This is a genomic window from Sphingomonas sp. GV3 (assembly GCF_031082075.1).
Classification (GTDB): domain Bacteria; phylum Pseudomonadota; class Alphaproteobacteria; order Sphingomonadales; family Sphingomonadaceae; genus Sphingomonas; species Sphingomonas beigongshangi.
The window spans coordinates 692,745-711,133 of sequence record NZ_JARWLE010000001.1 but is presented as its reverse complement, the minus strand read 5'-3'; the positions used below and the strand labels follow the sequence as shown (position 1 = coordinate 711,133).

The window sequence follows — 18,389 nt, the reverse complement described above, 5'->3', positions numbered from 1 at the left end:
TGGACGAACGAAAGACGCTCAGGCCGACGCGGGGGAGAATGCCTCGCCCAGCGTAAGGATCGCCGCGACGTGACGGCGAGCAATTTCAAGCGCATCGTCGCCATAGCCGCCCCCGACCGTACTCGCGAGCGGCGCGTCGATGGAGCGGGCGAGCCCGGCGATCACATGCTCGCGACGGGCAAGCCCGGCGAGGCTGAGCGACAGGCGGCCGAGCCGGTCCCCTTCGAACGGGTCGACGCCCGCCTGGTACAGGATCAGCTGTGGCCGATGCTCCGCGAGGAAGGGTGCCAGCGTCTCCTTTAGCTTGGCCAGATAGCCCTCGTCGCCCAGGCCGTCCGCCAGCGAAACATCCAGCGTCGATCGCGCCTTGCGGGCAGGGAAGTTCTTTTCCGCATGGATCGAATAGGTGACGATACCGGGCCGGCCGGCCAGCAGCGCGGCGGTTCCGTCGCCCTGATGCACGTCACAATCGACGACGGCGAGGCGGTCGACCGTCCCCTCCTCGATCAGCCGGACCGCGGCGACCGCGAGGTCGTTGAACACGCAATAGCCGGCTCCCGTATCGGCAAGCGCATGATGGCTGCCACCGGCGCTGTTCGCGGCAAAGCCGTGGCGAAGCGCGAGATGCGCCGCGAGCCACGTCCCTCCGGGTACCGCCTGCGCACGTGCGGCGACGGCAGGCGTGACGGGAAAGCCGATCCGCCGCGTCTTGGCGGGCGGAACGCGTGCCTCCAGCACCTCGGCGACATAATCCGGATCATGCACGGCCTCCAGCCACCGCACGTCCATCAGCTCGGGCTGGTGCCAGGTCAGCCGCTCGCCTTCGGCTAGCAGCAGGTCACGGATCAAGCCGTTCTTGTTCCAGCGATAGGTTGAACGGGCGGGCGCAGGCGCGACATAGGCGGGGTGATGGACGATCGGGATCACGCGTCCTAGGTAGGGCGCGAGCCGCCGCCGCCCAAGAGAGACGCATGACAGATACGTCCGACACCCCGCCCTTCGTCCGCCCGGACGTCCGCATGTTCCTCAATTATCTCAATGCGGTTCCCGGTCCGCGGACGCACCAGATGACGCCCGCCGACGCGCGGCAGGTGTATATCGCGATGAAGGACGTCGCGGACCTGCCGGTGGGCCAGCTCGCGACGATCCGCGACCTGTCGATACCCGGCCCCGCCGGCACGATTGCCGCGCGACTGTTCGACGCCCGTGAAACGCGCGCGCCGGGACCGGCCGTGGTCTTCTTCCACGGGGGTGGCTTCGTCATCGGCACGATCGACACGCATGCGAGCTTCTGCGCCGAGATGGCGCGCGTGCTCGACCTGCCCGTCGTATCCGTCGAGTATCGCCTGGCGCCGGAGCACCGCTGGCCCGCGGCGCCCGACGATTGCGAGGCGGCGGCGCGCTGGGTCGCGGAGAGCCCCGCCGACCTCGGGCGAAGCGTCACCTCGCTGGTTCTCGCCGGCGACAGCGCGGGTGGGACGCTGACGATCGTCACGGCCATGGACCTGCGCGACGCCCCCGCCGCCGTTCCGGTGATCGTCCAGGCACCGATCTATCCGGCGGCCGATTCGTCGCGCATGTACCCCTCCTTCGACGCATTCGCCGACGGTTACCTGCTGACGCGCGATACGATGCTGTGGTTCGTCGACGCCTATCAGGCGGATGTCGCGCATCCGCGGGGATCTCCCCTGCTCGGCAATGTCGCGGGCCTGCCGCCGGCGGTAATCGTCACCGCCAGCCTCGACCCGATTCGCGACCAGGGGCGCGCCTATGCCGCCGCGCTGGTCCAGGCGGGCGTGCCCGTCGTATTCCGGGAGGCGATGGGCACAGTCCACGGCTTCGTGACCCTGCGAAAGGCGATTCCGTCCGCCCAGGGAGACGTGGCGGGCTATCTCTCGAATCTGAAGGACGTCATCCTCGAGGCCGAGGCAGCCCGAGTCCAGACGCAGGCTGCGGGAGCCGGCGCATGAGCAAGGCCGATCTTCCCTATCGCCCCTGCGCCGGCGTGATGCTGGTCAATCGCGATGGCCGCGTCTTCGTCGGGCAGCGAGTCGATTCGACGCTGGAAGCCTGGCAGATGCCGCAGGGCGGGATCGATCCCGGCGAGGACGCCCTGACGGCCGCGATCCGCGAGCTTGGCGAGGAGACAGGCGTCGCGCCCGACAAGGTCACGCTGGTCGCCGAGGCGCCTGACGAATTCTACTACGACCTGCCGGACGATCTGTTCGGCAAGGTCTGGCAGGGCAAGTGGCGCGGCCAGCGCCAGCGCTGGTTCCTGTTCCGGTTCCTGGGCGAGGACAGCGACGTCGACATCGACACGGCGCACAAGGAATTCCGCGCCTGGCGCTGGGCGGATCCGTCAGACCTGCCGACGATGATCGTGCCGTTCAAGAAGGCGCTGTACGAAGCGGTGCTCACCGCATTCCAGCCCCATCTCGCCGCAAGCGAAACAAGGTAGGTTTGCCTGTCGCACCCCAGTCCCTAGGCCCACTCTCCATGCGCCGCTTGCCGATCCTGCTGCTCGCCCCCCTGCTGCTCGCGAACGCGGAGGGCAATCCGGCACCCGATCAGAATGCGGTGCCGATCCCGGGACCGATCAAGGCGATGCTGGATGCCGCGATCGAGAGCGGCAACGACGGGGATGTCTCGGTCGTCGTCAAATACGCGCGCCTCGCCGACCCGGCGAGTGCGGACCAGGTGCTCGCGATCGCCCAGAAGTGGCGCAGCGAGCGTGCGGCGGCGCGGAGCGAGACGATACGCCAGGCGAACATCTTCGATCTATGGTCGGGTCGGGCGGAGCTCGGCGGCTACATCACCACGGGCAACACCAATTCCAAAGGCGGCACGGCGGTTCTCGACCTGACGCGCGAGGGGCTCCAGTGGCGCCACAAGTTCCATGCGCAGGCCGACTATCAGGAAAACGCGGGGATCACCACGCGCGAACATTATCTGGCCAGCTACGAGCCCAACTACAAATTCGATGATCGCGCCTACATCTATGGCGCCGCGCAATTCGAAAGCGATCGCTTCCTCGGCTATTTCGATCGCTATTCGGCATCGGCGGGGATCGGCTACAGCGCGGTCAAGACGCCCCGCGTCCGGCTGGACGTCGAACTGGGGCCCGCCTTTCGGCGGACCAGCTTCACCAACGACCTGATCGAGGGAAGCCTCGCGGCGCGCGGCACGATGGCGTTCAGCTGGCGGCTGCTGCCGGGCCTGTCGGTGACGCAGAACGCCGCCGCCTATGTCGAACGGTTCAATTCGACGGTGAGCGGCACGACGGCGCTGAACGCGAAGCTGCTCGGCCCGCTGTCGGCAGCTCTGTCATACAATGTCCAGTACGAAAGCCAGCCGCCGGTCGGCTCCGTATCGACGGACACGACCAGTCGCGCGTCGCTGGTCTACAGCTTTTGACGCGACGGCGGCGCTGCCGCCTGTGCCGCTGCGACACGGGAAAGGCCGGCGCCGGATTTCCCTTCCGACGCCGCCTCGGCTAGCAGGCGGCGATGGAGAGAATGACGGACGAGGCGCGGGCTGTGATCGCGGCCCTCGACGGCCCGGCTATGTTGGCCAGGACGTGCGAATGGGCGGCCATCAATAGCGGGACGCGCAACCTTGCCGGGCTGGCCCGGATGGCCGCCCTGCTGGCGGATGCCTTCGCGGTGCTCCCGGGCGAGACGAGGCTGATGGAGCCGGCGCCGGTCGACACGGTGGGCACGGATGGCAAGGTCGCGGCGCTTTCGCACGGCCGCCACCTGTATCTCGCCGTGCGCCCCGACGCGCCCGTGCAGATGCTGTTCACGGGCCACATGGATACCGTCTATCCGGCCGATCACCCGTTCCAGGCGGTGACCCATCGTAGCGACGGCACCGTCAACGGGCCTGGCGTTGCGGATATGAAGGGCGGGCTCTGCGTCCTGCTCGCGGCGCTCGCGGCCATCGAGCGCGATCCCGACGCGGCAAGGCTCGGCTATGCCGTGGTGATCAATTCCGACGAGGAAACCGGATCGCTTTCGTCATCGGCGCTGCTCGCCGAGGCGGCGCGCGGAAAGGTCGCGGCGCTGACGTACGAGCCGGCGCTGCCGGACGGGACGCTGGCAGGCGCGCGGGGCGGGACCGGCAATTTCTCGATCGTCGTGCGTGGCCGCGCGGCGCATGCCGGCCGCAATGCCGAGGAGGGGCGAAACGCGATCGTCGCCGCGGCGGCGATCGCCGTGCGGCTGGCGGAGGCGCGCGGCGATGGCCTGAGCGTCAATCCCGCCCGGATCGACGGCGGCGGTCCCAACAACGTGGTACCGGATCTGGCGGTGCTGCGCGTCAACTTCCGCCCACGTGACCCGGCCGCCATTGCGCGCGCGGAGACGACCGTCCGCGATGCGATCGCGTCGATAGGATCGGAGCATGACGTGCACATCGCCCTCCACGGCAGCTTCAATCGTCCGCCAAAACCGATGGACGCCGGCAGCGAGCGTCTCTTTGCCACCGTCGCGGAAGCGGGCGGCGCGCTCGGCCTTCCGATCGCCTGGCGGGCCACCGGCGGCGTATGCGACGGCAACAATATCGCCGCGGCGGGCGTGCCCGTCGTCGACACGATGGGCGTACGCGGCGGCGCGATCCATTCCGCCGAGGAATTCCTGATCGCGGACAGTCTGGTCGAGCGCGCTGCGCTGTCGATCCTGACGATCCGCCGCATCATCGCAAGGGGCCACGCATGACCTTCCGCATCCGCGCCGCGAACGGTCGCGACCTGCCGCACCTCTATGAAATGGCCAAGCTCACCGGTGGCGGATTCACCAACCTGCCCCCGGATCGTAAGGCGTTGCGCGCCAAGCTGGAGCGGAGCGAGGCGGCGATTTCTAACGACGGCGGGCCCGTCGCCGACGAACTTTTCGTGCTGATCCTCGAAAATGCCGCGACGGGCGAGGTGCGCGGGACCAGCCAGATCTTCACCCAGGTCGGCCAGCAGCATCCGTTCTACAGCTATCGCATCGGCACGCTGACGCAGCATAGCCGCGAACTCGGCCGCACCTTCCGCGCGGAGATGCTGACGCTCACCACGGATCTCGAGGGCTCGTGCGAGGTGGGCGGTCTGTTCCTGCACCCCGGCGAGCGTGCCGGCGGACTCGGCCTGCTGCTCGCGCGGAGCCGCTATCTTTTCATCCGCGCGCACCGCGATCGCTTCGCGGACCGTATTCTAGCGGAGCTGCGCGGGGTCATCGACGAAGCGGGCGGATCCCCCTTCTGGGACGGTCTCGCCGGCCGCTTCTTCGGCATGACCTTCCAGGATGCCGACCAGTTCAACGCGATCAACGGCCATCAATTCATCGCCGATCTGATGCCCAAGCACCCCATCTACACCGCCATGCTGTCGGAGGCGGCGCGCGGCGCCATCGGCCTGCCGCATCCGAGCGGACGTGCGGCGATGCGGATGCTCGAGAATGAGGGCTTCCACTTCGAGAATTACGTCGACATCTTCGATGGCGGACCGACGATGACCGCACGCACCGACCGCGTCCGGTCGATCGCAGGGGCGATGGCCAGCCGTGTCGTCGCGGTCGACGGCGACCAGGGCGGCGTGGAATCGCTGGTCGCGATCGGGCGGCTGCGGGATTTCCGCTGCGCGTTCGGCTGCGTGCGCGAGGTGGGCGAGGATATCGTCCTGTCCGCCGATTGCGCCGCGCTGCTCGGCGTGCGGGAGGATGACGTCGTGCTGCACGTGCCGCGGTGGTGAGAGACATGCTGACCGAGATCAATTTCGACGGGATCGTCGGACCGAGCCACAATTATGCCGGCCTGTCGGCGGGCAACCTGGCAGCGACGCACAATGCCGGTCGCATTTCCCACCCCCGCGCCGCGGCGCTTGAGGGGCTGGCCAAGATGCGTGCGAACCTGGCGCTCGGGCTGACGCAGGGCATCTTGCTGCCGCATCGGCGACCCGACCATCGTTGGCTCGCAAGCCTCGCCACGGATCATGCTCGGGCGGCGCCGCTGCTGCGGGCGCAGGCCATGTCCGCCTCTGCGATGTGGGCCGCCAACGCGGCGACCGTGTCCCCCGCGCCGGACGCAGCCGACGGCCGTTGTCACCTGACGGTCGCCAATCTGCAGACGATGCCGCATCGCAGCCACGAGTGGCCGGAGACGCTGGCGCAGCTGCGACTCGCCTTCGCCGACCCGGCCTTCGCCGTCCACGCGCCGGTGCCTCCCCCCTTCGGCGACGAGGGCGCGGCCAATCACATGCGCCTATGCTCGTCGCATGACGCCCCTGGCGTCGAGGTGTTCGTCTACACGATCGCCGGCGGCCCCTTCCCCGCCCGCCAGCATCCGGAGGCCAGCGCCGCCGTCGCGCGCCGGCATGCGCTCGATCCGGCAAAGACGCTGCTCGTCGAACAGTCGCCGGCGGCGATCGCGGCGGGCGCCTTCCACAACGACGTCGTCGCGGTGGCGAATGAGCGGGTCCTGTTCGCGCATGAGCAGGCCTTCGCGGATCGCGAAACCTTCTACGCCGATCTGCGTCGGCTGATGCCGGCGGTAGAGATCGTCGAGGTCCCGGCGGCCGAGGTCAGCCTGGCCGATGCGATCGCCTCCTATCTCTTCAACGCCCAGCTCGTGACGACGCGCGACGGGCCGACGTTGATCGTGCCGGCAGAGGCGCGCGCCAATGCGGCCGTGTGGCGCTGGCTGGAGCGGCATCGCGCCGGCAACGGGCCGATCCGACGGGTCGAGGTGGTCGACGTCAAGCAGTCCATGGCGAATGGCGGCGGCCCGGCGTGTCTGCGCCTGCGCGTCGTCGCGGACCCCGCTCGAGTCGATCCGCGCTTCCTCGTGGACATCGAGAAGATCGCCCTGATCGAAGACGTCGTTCGGCGCTGCTGGCCGGAAACCATCGACCCCGCCGAGCTTGCCGATCCTGCGCTCGTCGCGGCGATCGAGGCCGCGCACAGGGCGCTGCTGGACACGCTGGACCTGTCGGATTGCTTTACGATTAACCACGTCGCTTAAGGCGGAAATGGCGGAATTGCGTCATTGGCATCGCGCTTGCTTAATGATTTGCCATGTGGCTCCGATTGAAGCGTCTGTTCACGATCACGACGAAGTTCGAGGCGTTCCTCGTCATCTATGCGCTCGCCACCGGCGCGGTCGCGCGCGGAGTGCACTATCTGGACCTCTACCCCGGTTTCGGCGGCTGGCTGCTCTTTGCGGTTTGTCCGCTGTCGGTGTTCATGGTCGGCGGCATTTTGATCGACACGGTCGAGCAGCGCCGCCACGAATGACGTGGCATCACCTTTTGCGGGCAACAGGATAAATTGGTCGCGCCCGCCCGCGCGGGCACTATCTCGGCACGCATGAGCGGGCTCACGCATCTCGATCGGCTCGAGGCCGAAAGCATCTACATCCTGCGCGAAGTGGTCGCCGAGGCCCAATCCCCGGTGATGCTCTATTCGGTCGGCAAGGATTCGGCGGTGATGCTGCATCTCGCCAGGAAAGCCTTCTACCCCGCGACACCGCCATTTCCGCTGCTTCACGTCGACACGACGTGGAAATTCCGCGCGATGTATGATCTGCGCGACAAGGCGGCGGCGGCGGCCGGCATGGAGCTGATCGTCCACCGTAATCCCGAGGCGCTGGCCGCCGGCATCAATCCGTTCGACCACGGCAGCCGCCATACCGACCTATGGAAGACCGAAGGCCTCAAGCAGGCGCTGAAGGCCGGCGGGTTCGACGCCGCCTTCGGCGGGGCGCGGCGCGACGAGGAGAAGGCCCGCGCGAAGGAGCGCATCTTCTCGTTCCGCTCCGCAAGCCAGGGCTGGGACCCCAAGGCGCAGCGCCCGGAACTTTGGAACCTCTACAATGCGCGGATCAGGCGGGGCGAGAGCATCCGCGTGTTTCCCCTGTCCAATTGGACCGAGCTCGACATCTGGCAATATATCCTCCGTGAAGGGATCGAGATCGTTCCGCTCTATTTCGCCGCGCCGCGCCCGACCGTGGAGCGCGACGGCCTGATACTGATGGTGGACGACGATCGCTTCCCGCTCGCGCCCGGCGAACTACCGGTGGAGCGCTCGATCCGTTTCCGGACGCTCGGCTGCTATCCGCTGACCGGCGCGGTGGAGAGCGCGGCGGACACGTTGCCGGCGGTGATCCAGGAAATGCTGCTGACGACGACCTCCGAACGCCAGGGCCGCGCGATCGATCACGACCAGACGGCAAGCATGGAGAAGAAGAAGCGCGAGGGCTATTTCTGATGACGGTCTACACCCCCGACGCGCTCATCGCCGCCGATATCCATGCCTATCTCGACACGCATCAGTCCAAGTCGATGCTGCGCTTCATCACCTGCGGCAGCGTCGACGACGGCAAGTCGACGCTGATCGGCCGGCTGCTCTACGATTCCAAGACGATCTTCGAGGATCAACTGCGTCAGCTCGAGGCCGACAGCCGCCGCGTCGGGACGCAGGGCACGAACATCGAATTCGCGCTGCTCGTCGATGGACTGGCCGCCGAGCGCGAACAGGGCATCACCATCGACGTCGCCTATCGCTTCTTCGCGACCGAGAAACGCAAGTTCATCGTCGCGGACACGCCGGGGCACGAGCAATATACCCGGAACATGATCACCGGAGCCTCCACCGCCGACGCGGCGGTGATCCTGGTCGACGCGCGCAAGGGCATCCTGACGCAGACGCGGCGCCATTCCTTCCTCGCCCATCTGATAGGCATCCGGCATCTGATCCTTGCGGTCAACAAGATGGACCTCGTCGGACATGACCAGGCGGTGTTCGACGACATCGTCGCGGACTATGCAGCGTTCGCCGCCGGCATCGGCATCGCCGGCTTCACCGCCATTCCCCTGTCGGGCCTGACCGGCGCGAACATCACCGCGCGATCCGACGCCATGCCATGGTACCGTGGCCCGGCGCTGCTGACGCATCTGGAGGCGATACCGGTCGATACCGATGGGGCGGCAGCGACGCCGTTCCGCATGTCGGTGCAATGGGTCAATCGGCCGAACCTCGATTTCCGGGGATTTGCCGGAACGATCGCCGGCGGCTCGGTGCGGGTCGGCGACCGGGTTCGCATCGTGCCGTCCGGCCGCACCACGTCGATCGCGCGCATCGTCGCCTTCGACGGCGATCGCGGCAGCGCCGTCGATGGCGAGGCGGTGACGCTGGTGCTCGCCGACGAGGTCGATTGTTCCCGCGGAGACGTCATCGCGGCGGCGGATTTCCCGCCGGAAGCCGCGTCCCAGTTCGAAGCTACCCTCGTCTGGCTGAACGATGCGCCGCTCGTCCCCGGTCGGGGCTATTGGCTCAAGATGGGTACGCAGACGGTGGGCGCGACGGTGCAGACGCCGGCCTATGTCGTCGACGTCAATACCCAGGCGCATCTGTCGGCGAAGACGCTCGCGCTCAACGACATCGGCGTCGCGGAAGTCTTTACCGACGCCGCCCTTGTCTTTGCGCCCTATGCGCAGAGCCACGCCCTGGGCGGCTTCATCCTGATCGATCGCGAGACGAACGCCACGGTCGCCGCCGGCATGATCCATCACGCGCTCCGCCGTGCGCAGAACGTGCACTGGCAGTCGACGCATATCAGTCGCGAGGCGCATGCCCGTCAGAAGGGGCAGTCGCCGCGCCTTCTGTGGTTCACCGGCCTATCCGGCTCCGGCAAGTCGACGATCGCGAACCTGGTGGAGAAGAAGCTGCACGCGCTCGGCCGACACAGCTTCCTGCTGGATGGCGACAACATCCGCCATGGCCTCAACCGGGACCTGGGCTTTGCCGATGCCGACCGGATCGAGAACATCCGCCGCGTCGGCGAGGTGGCGAAGCTGATGTGCGACGCGGGCCTGATCGTGCTGACGGCCTTCATCTCGCCGTTTCGCGCCGAACGCGAGATGGTGCGCAGCCTGCTGCCGGCGGGTGAGTTCGTTGAAATCTTCGTCGACACGCCGTTCACCGACGCGGAGGCGCGGGACGTCAAAGGCCTGTACGCCAAGGCGCGGGCGGGTGAGATCAAGCATTTCACCGGCATTTCGAGCCCGTATGAGGCGCCGGAGCGCCCCGATATCAGGATCGACACGCGCACCGAAAGCGCCGAAGCTGCCGCCGAACGGATCGTCGAGCATGTGTTGGGCGTATGGAGTTTCGAGCTGTGACGGACGTCGATCTCGCCGCCGCGATCGCCGAGGAAGCGGGCGAGCTGCTGCTGGCGATCCGGGCGCGCGGCGATGCGCGGGGCAAGGCGCTCGGCGATGCAGGCGATGCGCGCGCCAACGCGCTAATCATCGAACGCCTGCGCGCGGCGCGCCCGGACGACTTCATCCTCTCCGAGGAGTCGCTGGACGATCGCGCACGGTGCGGCGCGCGGCGGGTATGGATCGTCGATCCGCTGGACGGAACGCGCGACTATGCCGAGGGGCTCGACGATTGGGCGGTGCACGTCGGACTGGCGATCGACGGACGTCCCGCGATCGGCGCTGTCGCGGTCCCCACGCAGCGGCGCGTCTATACCACGGCGCAGGCGCAGCGTGCGGCGACCACGTGCGGCGCGCCCCCGCGGATGGTGGTGAGCCGCACGCGCGCCTCCGACCTCGTCCACCAGGTCGGCACGGCGCTGGCCGCGACGCAGAACGGCATGGGTTCGGCCGGGGTGAAGGCGATGGCGGTCGTCGACGGCCGCGCCGATATCTATCTCCACGACGGCGGCCAATATGAGTGGGACAATTGCGCCCCCGCCGCGGTGGCGCTCGCCGCGGGCCTTCACGCGTCGCGGATCGACGGCAGCCCGCTCGTCTACAATTGCGCCGACCCGCTGCTGCCCGACCTTCTGATCTGCCGGCCCGAACTGGCGGCATCGGTGCTGGCGGCGATCGCGGCTATTCGCTGAGCGCGGCGTAGCGCCGGGCGATGACGGCGCAGGCGATCAGCTGGATCTGGTGGAACAGCATCACCGGCAACAGCACCACGCCGACCTGGGCCGGCGCGAACAGTACGCCGGCCATCGGCACGCCCGACGCCAGGCTCTTCTTCGATCCGCAGAACAACAGCACGATCGCATCCTCGCGGCTGAACCCGAGCATGCGGCCCATGAACCAGGTGATCGCCAGGACGAGCGCGAGCAGCGCGACGCACAGCCCCCCGATCAGTGCCAGATCTCCGGCCGACACCTTGTGCCACAGCCCCTCGACCACCGCCGCACCGAATGCAGAGTAGACGACGAGCAGGATCGATCCCCGGTCGACGATGCCGACCAGCCCCTTCCACCGCGTGACGAGACCGCCGATCCACGGTCGTAAGAGATGGCCTGCGACGAAGGGGACGAGCAGCTGAAAGACGATCGCCTCCACCGCGGATAGCGAGACGCCGCTTCCCTGCCCGCCGATCCCGCCGATCAGCAGCGCGACGAGCGCCGGCGTCACCACGATCCCGATCAGATTCGAGAAGGACGCGCTGCATACCGCCGCCGCCACATTGCCGCGCGCGATTGCGGTGAAGGCGATCGAGGACTGCACCGTCGAGGGCAGCAGCGTCAGGAACAACAGGCCCGTGCCGACGAGCGGCGCGATGCCCGGCACATGGCGCAATCCGACGCCAAGCAGCGGGAATAGCGCAAAGGTCGTCAGAAACACCGCGAGATGCAGCCGCCAGTTGCGGGCGCCCCGCCAAATCGCCTCGCGCGACAGCTTGGCGCCATGCAGGAAGAAGAGGAGGACGATGCCGACCTCTGCCGCCGTCGCCACGACCCCCGCCATGGCGCCGCGCGGCGGCACGATGGAGGCGAGCAGCACGGTAGTGAGCAGAAGCAGGATGAACGGCTCGAAGAGCGACAGCAGACGACGGAGCATCGGCCCGCTTTACCCGCTTCGCCGGACGATGCGAGTGCGGCGCGCGCCACGGCGACTGCATGCGGCACATTCGATGCGCCGTGTCCGCGACCGTCGATCAGCCATGACGGCGCAAAGCGTGCAACCGCTGCGGAAGGCCGCGAACGCAAAAAACCCCGCCGGGTCGGTGACCTGGCGGGGTATTTTGGCGCGCCCGGAACGATTCGAACGTCCGACCCTCAGATTCGTAGTCTGATGCTCTATCCAGCTGAGCTACGGGCGCCAACCGGAGGCGCGCTGATAGCAGACGGTTTCAAACGCGCAAGTACGTTGCGCACTTTTTCTTCGCCCAATAGGACGGCTCTGATGAAAGCCCCTGCCCTGCTCGCCCTCGCCGCTTTGACGCTCGCCGGTTGCGCGCGGGACACACGCGTCTATCCCTCGCTCGCGCCCCGCGCCGTCGAGGAAAAGGGGTTCGCCGAACCCAAGGTGCAGGTTGCGGTCGCCAAGCCGGACCCGGCATTGGATGCGCGGATCGGCGTGTTGCGCGGGACGCTTGCATCGCTGGCGCGCGGCTTTGCTGAGGACGCGGCAAAGGCGGATAGCGCGGCGGATCGCGCCCGCGGCGCGGCCGCCGGCAGCGATCCCTGGCTCGACGCGCAGACCGCGCTGTCACAGCTGGACGACTGGCGGGCGCAGACCTCCTCGCTCCTCACCGATGTCGACCTGTTAGCCGCCGAGCGCGGCGCGCAACTGGCACCGCCCTATCCGGCGCTCGGATCGCTCCGCGACAACATCGCGGCTGAGGCAGACCGGCAGGCGCAGACGATCGCCCGCATTCAGGCGCGGCTGGCGCGTGCTTAGCGGTTCCATTTGAGCACCGGCAGGATGGACGAGAAATCGTCGGTCCATGCCGGTACGTCTCGCCGTGGGGTCAGTGGGCGCCAGCCACGAGCCGCATGCGTGACCACCGCCATGATCCGCGGGTCACGCGATAGCGCGATCCACTGGCTGGGTGACGCTTCGGCATCGAGCGGGGACGGTCGATAATAGAATTCCGCGGCATGCCAGCCGTTTGCCCGTGCGGCCGCGGCGACGACCGGTTCCAGGTCAAGGAAGCGGTTGGATATATGCACCAGCAGCAAACCGTGCGGCGCCAGCACGCGGCCGTAGGTCACGAAGGCTTCCCGCGTCATCAGGTGCATCGGAATGGCGTCGGAGGCGAAAGCGTCGAGCGCCAGCACGTCCAGGCTCGCCCGTGACGACCCGGTCAGGCTGACGCGCGCATCGCCCAGGACGATCGGGACACCGGGCAGGCAGCGCGAAAGGTAGGTGAACCGACCCGAATCGCGCGCTATCGTCACCACGGCGGGGTCGATGTCGAAGAAGTGCCAGCGCTGGCCTGGCCGCGCATAGCAGGCGAGGGTTCCCGTCCCCAGCCCGACGATGCCGATCCGCGCTGCCGGACCGTAGAGCTGCGGAGCGAGCCCCAATGCCTGACCGATGCCGGAGCCGGGCACGTAATAGGTCGTCGCCATTCGTTCCCGCAGCGGGCTGCCGGTCAACTGGATGCCATGCACCGTGGTGCCATGGTCGAGCTCGCGCCGCCCTTCGCCGTCGCGAATGGTGTAGACGCCGAAATAGCTGCGCGTGCGCGCGCCCTTCTCGAGCGTCAGCTCGACGGCGCGCCAGCCGCCGAACAGGATCAGCGACGAGACCAGCACCAGCGCATAGGCCCGCCGCGTTCCGATCGCGGCAAGACCGACCGCGGCGACGAGGACGAAGGCGATGCCCTGATGCCGCTCGGCAAACCGCCCTTCGGGATCGAGCAGCGCGGCGGCGACAAGCAAGGCGCACGCGGTGATCACGACCGCCCAGGCGAGCGACCGCCGCGGCCCCCACCACAGATCGCGGAGCCAGCCGGTCAGATAGACCTGCGGCACCAACAGACCCGCCGCGAGGATCAGCAGCGGATATTCATAGGTCCAGTCGAACACCACCGGCGCGACGAGACCGGCGAAGACCCCGCCAAGCGCACCGCCCAACGCCATCGCCAGATAGAATCCCGTCAGGCGATCCGCGGCCGGACGCAGCCGGTACATCTGCGTGTGCAGCGCGACCGATGCCATGAACAGGAGCACCAGCGCGATACCGAGGTTCGCCAGCGGCTGGGTGTTGAACCCGCCGATGATGATGCCGCCGAAGAGCAGGATCGTGATCGGCGCGACCCGCGTCAGGAAATCGGCGATGTCGCGCCGCGCGGCGAACGCGATCGTGAAGCTCAGCAGGTAGAGCCCCAGCGGCAGGACCCACAGCAGCGGCATCGCGACGATATCGGTGGTGATGTAGGTCGACGTGGCGAGCATCAGCCCGGACGGCACCAGCGACAGGACGATCCAGTGCGCGACACGCGTGCGGGGCGCCGGCGGGCTGGTCGGCGGGGCGGGAGCATTACGCTCGGCACGCGGCAGGCGGCTGGCGCACAGGATGACGAGCAGGGCCAGCACCACGTAGCTGCGGCTCCACCAGGCGCTCTGGTGATGGAGCGACAGAAACGGCTCGGCCAGCAGCGGGTAGGCGAGCAGCCCGACGAAGCTGCCGAGGTTGGACGCCGCGTAGAGCGCGTAGGGATCGGTGCCGCCTGCGAGGCCGAACCAGCGCTGCACGAGCGGCGCCTGCGCCGAGACCGCGAAGAATAGCGGGCCGATCGATGCCGCGAGCAGGATCGGCACGCCGATCACCGGATCCGCGCCGCCCGGCTGGCTTGCCGTGCTCAGCCCGATCGGCAGCCACAGCGCTCCGACGGCGAGCATTGCAAGGTGTACCGCCGCCTGCAGCCACGGGCGCACCCGGGCCAGTGCATGCGCATAGGCGTATCCGCCGAGCAGCAGCAGCTGATAGACGAGCATCGCCGAGTTCCACACCGCCGGCGCGCCACCCAGACGCGGCAAGGCCATCCGCGCGACCATCGGCTGGACGAGGAAAAGCAGGAACGAGCCGAGCAGGATGGTCGCGACGAACAGCGACCGCCCCGCCCGGCCCAGTATGGCCGTGCTAACGTCCCCGCGGGACTTCACTCAGGCGCCGAGCAGGCGGGCGGCATGCGTGGCGTGATAGGTGAGCACGCCCGAGCAGCCGGCCCGCTTGAACGCCATCAGCGTCTCGATGACCAGCGCGTCGCGATCGCCCGCACCGGCGGCCACGGACGCCTCGAGCATCGCATATTCACCCGACACCTGATAGGCGAAGACCGGCACCTCGAACCGCTGCTTCACGCGCACGATGATGTCGAGATAGGGCAGGCCCGGCTTGACCATCACGCTGTCCGCGCCCTCCGCCAGGTCGAGGGCCACTTCCCGCAGCGCCTCCTCGGCATTGGCGTGGTCCATCTGATACGTCTTCTTGTCACCCTTGAGCAGGCCGCGGCTGCCGACCGCGTCGCGGAACGGGCCGTAGAAGCCGCTCGCATATTTGGCGGCATAGCTCATGATCTGGACGTTGTGCGCGCTCTCACCTTCCAATGCGCTGCGGATCATGCCGATGCGGCCGTCCATCATGTCCGATGGCGCGACGATGTCCGCCCCCGCCCGTGCCTGGTTCAGCGCCTGGCCGATCAGCACGTCCGCCGTCGCATCGTTGAGCACGTAGCCCGCCGCATCGACCAGTCCGTCGTGGCCGTGCGTGGTATAGGGATCCAGCGCGACATCGGTCAGCACGCCGAGGTCCGGCACCGCGTCCTTGATCGCCCGGGTCGCGCGACACATCAGATTGTCGGGGTTGAGCGCCTCTCGCCCGTCCTCGGTCTTGAGATGCGCGGGCGTATAGGGGAACAGCGCGACGCAGGGGATGCCGAGCGCCCGGGCCTCGCGGGCGCGTGCGACGATACCGTCGATCGACCAGCGCGAGACGCCGGGCAGGCTCGCGATCGGCTGCTCGACGCCCTCCCCCTCGACGATGAACAGGGGCCAGATCAGGTCGGCAGGCGTCAATACGGTTTCGGCATGGAGCCGGCGGCTCCAGCTGGAGGCGCGCGTACGGCGCAGGCGAAGCGCGGGATAGGCAGCGTTCATGACCGATTGGCCATGCGGGATCGCAAGCCGCTTGCCAAGCGTTGCGCACACGAAACCTTTGGCGAAACCGTTGGAAGATCCCATGCCCGAATTCGCCTCCGCCGCCCTGATCGTCAACGCAAGGTCACGGCGCGGCCGCAAGCTGTTCAAACGCGCCTGCACCGCGATGTCGGGGTTGCCCTTCCCCGTCGACGCGCATGCGGTGAAGAACCCGAAGGAGCTCGAGGCGACGCTCAAGCGCGCGCTCGACAAGCGTCCCGATCTCGTCGTGCTGGGCGGGGGCGACGGCACGATCAGCGGCCTGGTCGATCATCTGGTCGGCCGCGGCGTCGTGCTCGGCGTCCTGCCGCTCGGCACGGCGAACAGCTTTTCGCGCACGCTCGGCATCCCGATCGACGTCGAGGGCGCGGTCGACGTGATCCGCCACGGGCGACGCCGGCGCATCGACCTCGGCATGATCGACGGCGACTATTTCGCCAATTGCGCCGCGATGGGCATCAGCCCGCAGATCGCGGAGACGGTGCCGCACGGCCTGAAAAAGGTGCTCGGGCGTGTCGGCTATCTCGGCTGGGCCGCCTATCAATTCGTGCACTTCGAGCCGTTCACGCTGATCATCGACGACGGCAGCGGCGAGAAGCGCATGCGCGTGACGGAGGTGCGCATCTCGAACGGCCCCTATCACGGCGGCACCTGGCTGGTCGACGACGCCAGGGTCGATTCGGGCGAGATCGTCGTCCAGGCCGTGGTCGGCAACTACAAGCTGCGCCTCGTCCGCAACTGGGCGGCGAGCGTCATCGGCTCCGACGTGCGCCACCACGATACCGTCACGTTCCGCGGCAAGTCGGTGCGGATCGCCACCGAACCGCCGTTGCCGATCTCGATCGACGGCGAGCTTCTGGCGCACACCCCCGTCACCGCGCATATCGCTGCGGGGATCATCGACGTGATGGTGCCCGCCTGACCCTTTCAGCCGGTTGGCATCGGCTTCCCGGCCGGCTGGCTGTCGGCCAACGCCTGCGCCTCGCCGCGTTGCGGCGGGATGAGGCGTCCCTTGCGCCAGCCGCCGGCGCGGTAATAGGCGATCGTCATCAGCATCGACGCCGCGGAGCCGGCGGGGAAGCTCCACCAGATCGCATCCGCACCCCAGGCTGGCCGCATCGTCCAGGCCAGCCCCAGCCGGATCGGAAACAATGCGATTGCCAGGATCACCAATGGCCCGACGACGGCGCCATTGGCCCGCACGGTGGCCGAGAGCACCATCGAGACGCCGAACAACAGGAAGCTCGCCGATCCGATGACATTGATGTGCGCGGCGAGGTCGATCGAGCTTGAGTCGCTTCCCAGGAACAGGCCGAGCACCGCGCGATCGAGCACGGTGACGACCAATATCAGCGTCAGCGTCATGCCGAGGTTGATCAGCACGCCCGATCGCGTGATCCGCGCGACGCGGTCCCAGCGGTCCGCGCCGATATTCTGCGCGACCATCGCGCTGACCGCCGCGCCGACGGCCATCGCCGGCATCTGGATGTACGTCCATAATTGGTTGGCGGCGCCATAAGCGGCCGTCGCACCGGTGCCATAGCCGTTGACCAACCCGATCATCGCCAGCGCCGATGCCGTGACGACGAGCATCTGCAACCCCATCGGTACGCCCTTGGTCACGATGGGCCGTAGCAGCGCCGGATCGGGAATAAGGTAGCGCAGCTCCGCCCCACGCAGCCGCAAGACCAGATCGCGGCGGTAGACGAAGGCAAGCAACGCCACGAACGACACGGTATTGGCGATGAAGGTGGCGATCGCCGACCCGGATATGCCGAAGGCGGGCACCGGTCCCAAACCGCGAATGAAGAGCGGATTGAGCGCGACATCGATCACCGAGCCCAGCGCCATGAACTTGAGCGGCGTCATCGAATCGCCCGTGCCGCGCAGTCCCATCGTCACCAGCACCGAAAGGAAGCCGGTCGGCATCGCCACGAAGATGACGCGCAGATAGGCGAGCGCGAGCGGATAGGCATCCGCGGGCGTGCGCAGCGCGGTCAGGATCGCGGGCGCCAGCAGCCAGCCGGCGACCACGACCATCAGGGACAGGATGGAAAACAGGCCTAGCGCGCTGCCGAACACGCGGCGCACGGCGTCGATATCGCGACGTCCCATCGCCTGGCCGATCAGGATCGTCGCGGCCATGCCGAAGCCGAACACCGCCGAGACGAGCAGGAACATGACGAGACCCGCATTGGTGGTCGCCGCCAGGGCCCGTTCGCCCAGCAACTGCCCGATCCAGATCGCGTTGATCGATCCGTTGACCGACTGGAGGACGCTGGAGCCGAGCGTCGGCAGTGCGAACAGGAACAGCGTGCGTCCGATCGGCCCGCTCGTCAGGTCGCGCTGCGGTTTCGCCATCTGGGTCGCCTTTGGTTGGTGGGTAGCGCAGACGTGTTCGAGGCGTGCGGAAAAGGCAAGCGGTGGGACTTATGCCGCCGTCATCCCCGCGGACG

The 18,389-nt window shown here is 67.9% G+C and carries 17 protein-coding genes and 1 tRNA gene; 12 read left to right on the top strand and 6 right to left on the bottom strand.

Features of this window, described 5'->3' with window-relative positions:
• Positions 1 to 18 precede the first annotated feature (18 nt).
• On the bottom strand, positions 19 to 927 hold the full coding sequence (locus RF701_RS03210) for a histone deacetylase (protein ID WP_203309918.1): 909 nt from the start codon (positions 925 to 927) through the stop codon (positions 19 to 21).
• A 44-nt stretch (positions 928 to 971) separates the two neighbouring features.
• Here RF701_RS03210 and RF701_RS03205 point away from each other — a divergent pair, with 44 nt between their 5' ends.
• The 10 genes from RF701_RS03205 (at position 972) to RF701_RS03160 (ending at position 10,887) form a co-directional block, all read left to right on the top strand.
• Entirely contained in the window at positions 972 to 1,970 is a 999-nt protein-coding gene (locus RF701_RS03205) for an alpha/beta hydrolase (protein WP_308814065.1), read from the top strand.
• Positions 1,967 to 2,458 (top strand): RNA pyrophosphohydrolase, encoded by a 492-nt coding sequence (locus RF701_RS03200; protein ID WP_288938709.1) that lies wholly within the window; start codon positions 1,967 to 1,969, stop codon positions 2,456 to 2,458. The genes RF701_RS03205 and RF701_RS03200 overlap by 4 nt, the downstream gene beginning before the upstream one ends.
• A gap of 38 nt (positions 2,459 to 2,496) precedes the next feature.
• Positions 2,497 to 3,414 (top strand): YdiY family protein, encoded by a 918-nt coding sequence (locus tag RF701_RS03195; protein WP_288938711.1) that lies wholly within the window; start codon positions 2,497 to 2,499, stop codon positions 3,412 to 3,414.
• A gap of 92 nt (positions 3,415 to 3,506) precedes the next feature.
• Positions 3,507 to 4,715, top strand: coding sequence for a hydrolase (locus RF701_RS03190; protein ID WP_374758585.1), 1,209 nt, complete (start codon positions 3,507 to 3,509; stop codon positions 4,713 to 4,715).
• Positions 4,712 to 5,731, top strand: a complete 1,020-nt coding sequence (locus tag RF701_RS03185; RefSeq protein WP_203309914.1) for an arginine N-succinyltransferase — start codon at positions 4,712 to 4,714, stop codon at positions 5,729 to 5,731. Before RF701_RS03190 ends, RF701_RS03185 begins: the two co-directional genes overlap by 4 nt.
• Before the next feature lie 5 nt (positions 5,732 to 5,736).
• Positions 5,737 to 6,999, top strand: a complete 1,263-nt coding sequence (locus RF701_RS03180) for an N-succinylarginine dihydrolase (RefSeq protein ID WP_308814064.1) — start codon at positions 5,737 to 5,739, stop codon at positions 6,997 to 6,999.
• A 53-nt stretch (positions 7,000 to 7,052) separates the two neighbouring features.
• On the top strand, positions 7,053 to 7,271 hold the full coding sequence (locus RF701_RS03175; RefSeq protein WP_203309912.1) for a hypothetical protein: 219 nt from the start codon (positions 7,053 to 7,055) through the stop codon (positions 7,269 to 7,271).
• Between the two features lie 33 nt (positions 7,272 to 7,304).
• Positions 7,305 to 8,243 (top strand): sulfate adenylyltransferase subunit CysD, encoded by a 939-nt coding sequence (cysD, locus tag RF701_RS03170; RefSeq protein ID WP_282596533.1) that lies wholly within the window; start codon positions 7,305 to 7,307, stop codon positions 8,241 to 8,243.
• Positions 8,243 to 10,156, top strand: coding sequence for a sulfate adenylyltransferase subunit CysN (cysN, locus tag RF701_RS03165; RefSeq protein WP_308814063.1), 1,914 nt, complete (start codon positions 8,243 to 8,245; stop codon positions 10,154 to 10,156). Before cysD ends, cysN begins: the two co-directional genes overlap by 1 nt.
• Entirely contained in the window at positions 10,138 to 10,887 is a 750-nt protein-coding gene (locus RF701_RS03160; protein WP_210358892.1) for a 3'(2'),5'-bisphosphate nucleotidase CysQ, read from the top strand. Before cysN ends, RF701_RS03160 begins: the two co-directional genes overlap by 19 nt.
• Here the strand turns inward: RF701_RS03160 and RF701_RS03155 are convergent.
• Both RF701_RS03155 and RF701_RS03150 read right to left on the bottom strand, forming a co-directional pair.
• A complete protein-coding gene (locus RF701_RS03155; RefSeq protein ID WP_308814062.1) occupies positions 10,877 to 11,845 on the bottom strand; it encodes a bile acid:sodium symporter family protein in 969 nt (322 codons plus the stop codon). The genes RF701_RS03160 and RF701_RS03155 overlap by 11 nt on opposite strands.
• Positions 11,846 to 12,030: 185 nt before the next feature.
• Positions 12,031 to 12,107: transfer RNA gene (locus tag RF701_RS03150), tRNA-Arg, on the bottom strand.
• A gap of 83 nt (positions 12,108 to 12,190) precedes the next feature.
• Between RF701_RS03150 and RF701_RS03145 the strand changes: the two genes are divergently transcribed.
• Entirely contained in the window at positions 12,191 to 12,688 is a 498-nt protein-coding gene (locus RF701_RS03145; protein ID WP_308814061.1) for a hypothetical protein, read from the top strand.
• On the opposite strand, the gene RF701_RS03140 is transcribed toward RF701_RS03145, so the two are convergent.
• Both RF701_RS03140 and hemB read right to left on the bottom strand, forming a co-directional pair.
• Positions 12,685 to 14,901, bottom strand: coding sequence for a hypothetical protein (locus RF701_RS03140; RefSeq protein ID WP_308814060.1), 2,217 nt, complete (start codon positions 14,899 to 14,901; stop codon positions 12,685 to 12,687). The genes RF701_RS03145 and RF701_RS03140 overlap by 4 nt on opposite strands.
• The gene (gene hemB, locus RF701_RS03135; RefSeq protein ID WP_308814058.1) at positions 14,902 to 15,894 is read right to left on the bottom strand and encodes a porphobilinogen synthase; all 993 of its coding nucleotides are present in this window, start codon (positions 15,892 to 15,894) and stop codon (positions 14,902 to 14,904) included. It lies immediately after the preceding gene.
• An 82-nt stretch (positions 15,895 to 15,976) separates the two neighbouring features.
• Between hemB and RF701_RS03130 the strand changes: the two genes are divergently transcribed.
• Positions 15,977 to 16,855 (top strand): diacylglycerol kinase family protein, encoded by an 879-nt coding sequence (locus RF701_RS03130; protein WP_308814057.1) that lies wholly within the window; start codon positions 15,977 to 15,979, stop codon positions 16,853 to 16,855.
• A gap of 5 nt (positions 16,856 to 16,860) precedes the next feature.
• Here RF701_RS03130 and RF701_RS03125 read toward each other — a convergent pair whose 3' ends face one another.
• The gene (locus RF701_RS03125) at positions 16,861 to 18,294 is read right to left on the bottom strand and encodes an MATE family efflux transporter (RefSeq protein WP_308814056.1); all 1,434 of its coding nucleotides are present in this window, start codon (positions 18,292 to 18,294) and stop codon (positions 16,861 to 16,863) included.
• Between the last annotated feature and the right edge of the window lie 95 nt (positions 18,295 to 18,389).

What these genes read in the sequence shown, in the direction of transcription:
- RF701_RS03155 (WP_308814062.1), bottom strand. Translation starts at nt 11,845, where the DNA reads ATGCTCCGTCGTCTGCTGTCGCTCTTCGAGCCGTTCATCCTGCTTCTG.
- RF701_RS03175 (WP_203309912.1), top strand. Translation starts at nt 7,053, where the DNA reads ATGTGGCTCCGATTGAAGCGTCTGTTCACGATCACGACGAAGTTCGAG.
- cysN (WP_308814063.1), top strand. Translation starts at nt 8,243, where the DNA reads ATGACGGTCTACACCCCCGACGCGCTCATCGCCGCCGATATCCATGCC.
- RF701_RS03145 (WP_308814061.1), top strand. Translation starts at nt 12,191, where the DNA reads ATGAAAGCCCCTGCCCTGCTCGCCCTCGCCGCTTTGACGCTCGCCGGT.
- RF701_RS03200 (WP_288938709.1), top strand. Translation starts at nt 1,967, where the DNA reads ATGAGCAAGGCCGATCTTCCCTATCGCCCCTGCGCCGGCGTGATGCTG.
- RF701_RS03160 (WP_210358892.1), top strand. Translation starts at nt 10,138, where the DNA reads ATGGAGTTTCGAGCTGTGACGGACGTCGATCTCGCCGCCGCGATCGCC.
- RF701_RS03130 (WP_308814057.1), top strand. Translation starts at nt 15,977, where the DNA reads ATGCCCGAATTCGCCTCCGCCGCCCTGATCGTCAACGCAAGGTCACGG.
- RF701_RS03185 (WP_203309914.1), top strand. Translation starts at nt 4,712, where the DNA reads ATGACCTTCCGCATCCGCGCCGCGAACGGTCGCGACCTGCCGCACCTC.
- RF701_RS03195 (WP_288938711.1), top strand. Translation starts at nt 2,497, where the DNA reads ATGCGCCGCTTGCCGATCCTGCTGCTCGCCCCCCTGCTGCTCGCGAAC.
- RF701_RS03125 (WP_308814056.1), bottom strand. Translation starts at nt 18,294, where the DNA reads ATGGCGAAACCGCAGCGCGACCTGACGAGCGGGCCGATCGGACGCACG.
- RF701_RS03180 (WP_308814064.1), top strand. Translation starts at nt 5,737, where the DNA reads ATGCTGACCGAGATCAATTTCGACGGGATCGTCGGACCGAGCCACAAT.
- RF701_RS03190 (WP_374758585.1), top strand. Translation starts at nt 3,507, where the DNA reads ATGGAGAGAATGACGGACGAGGCGCGGGCTGTGATCGCGGCCCTCGAC.
- hemB (WP_308814058.1), bottom strand. Translation starts at nt 15,894, where the DNA reads ATGAACGCTGCCTATCCCGCGCTTCGCCTGCGCCGTACGCGCGCCTCC.
- RF701_RS03205 (WP_308814065.1), top strand. Translation starts at nt 972, where the DNA reads ATGACAGATACGTCCGACACCCCGCCCTTCGTCCGCCCGGACGTCCGC.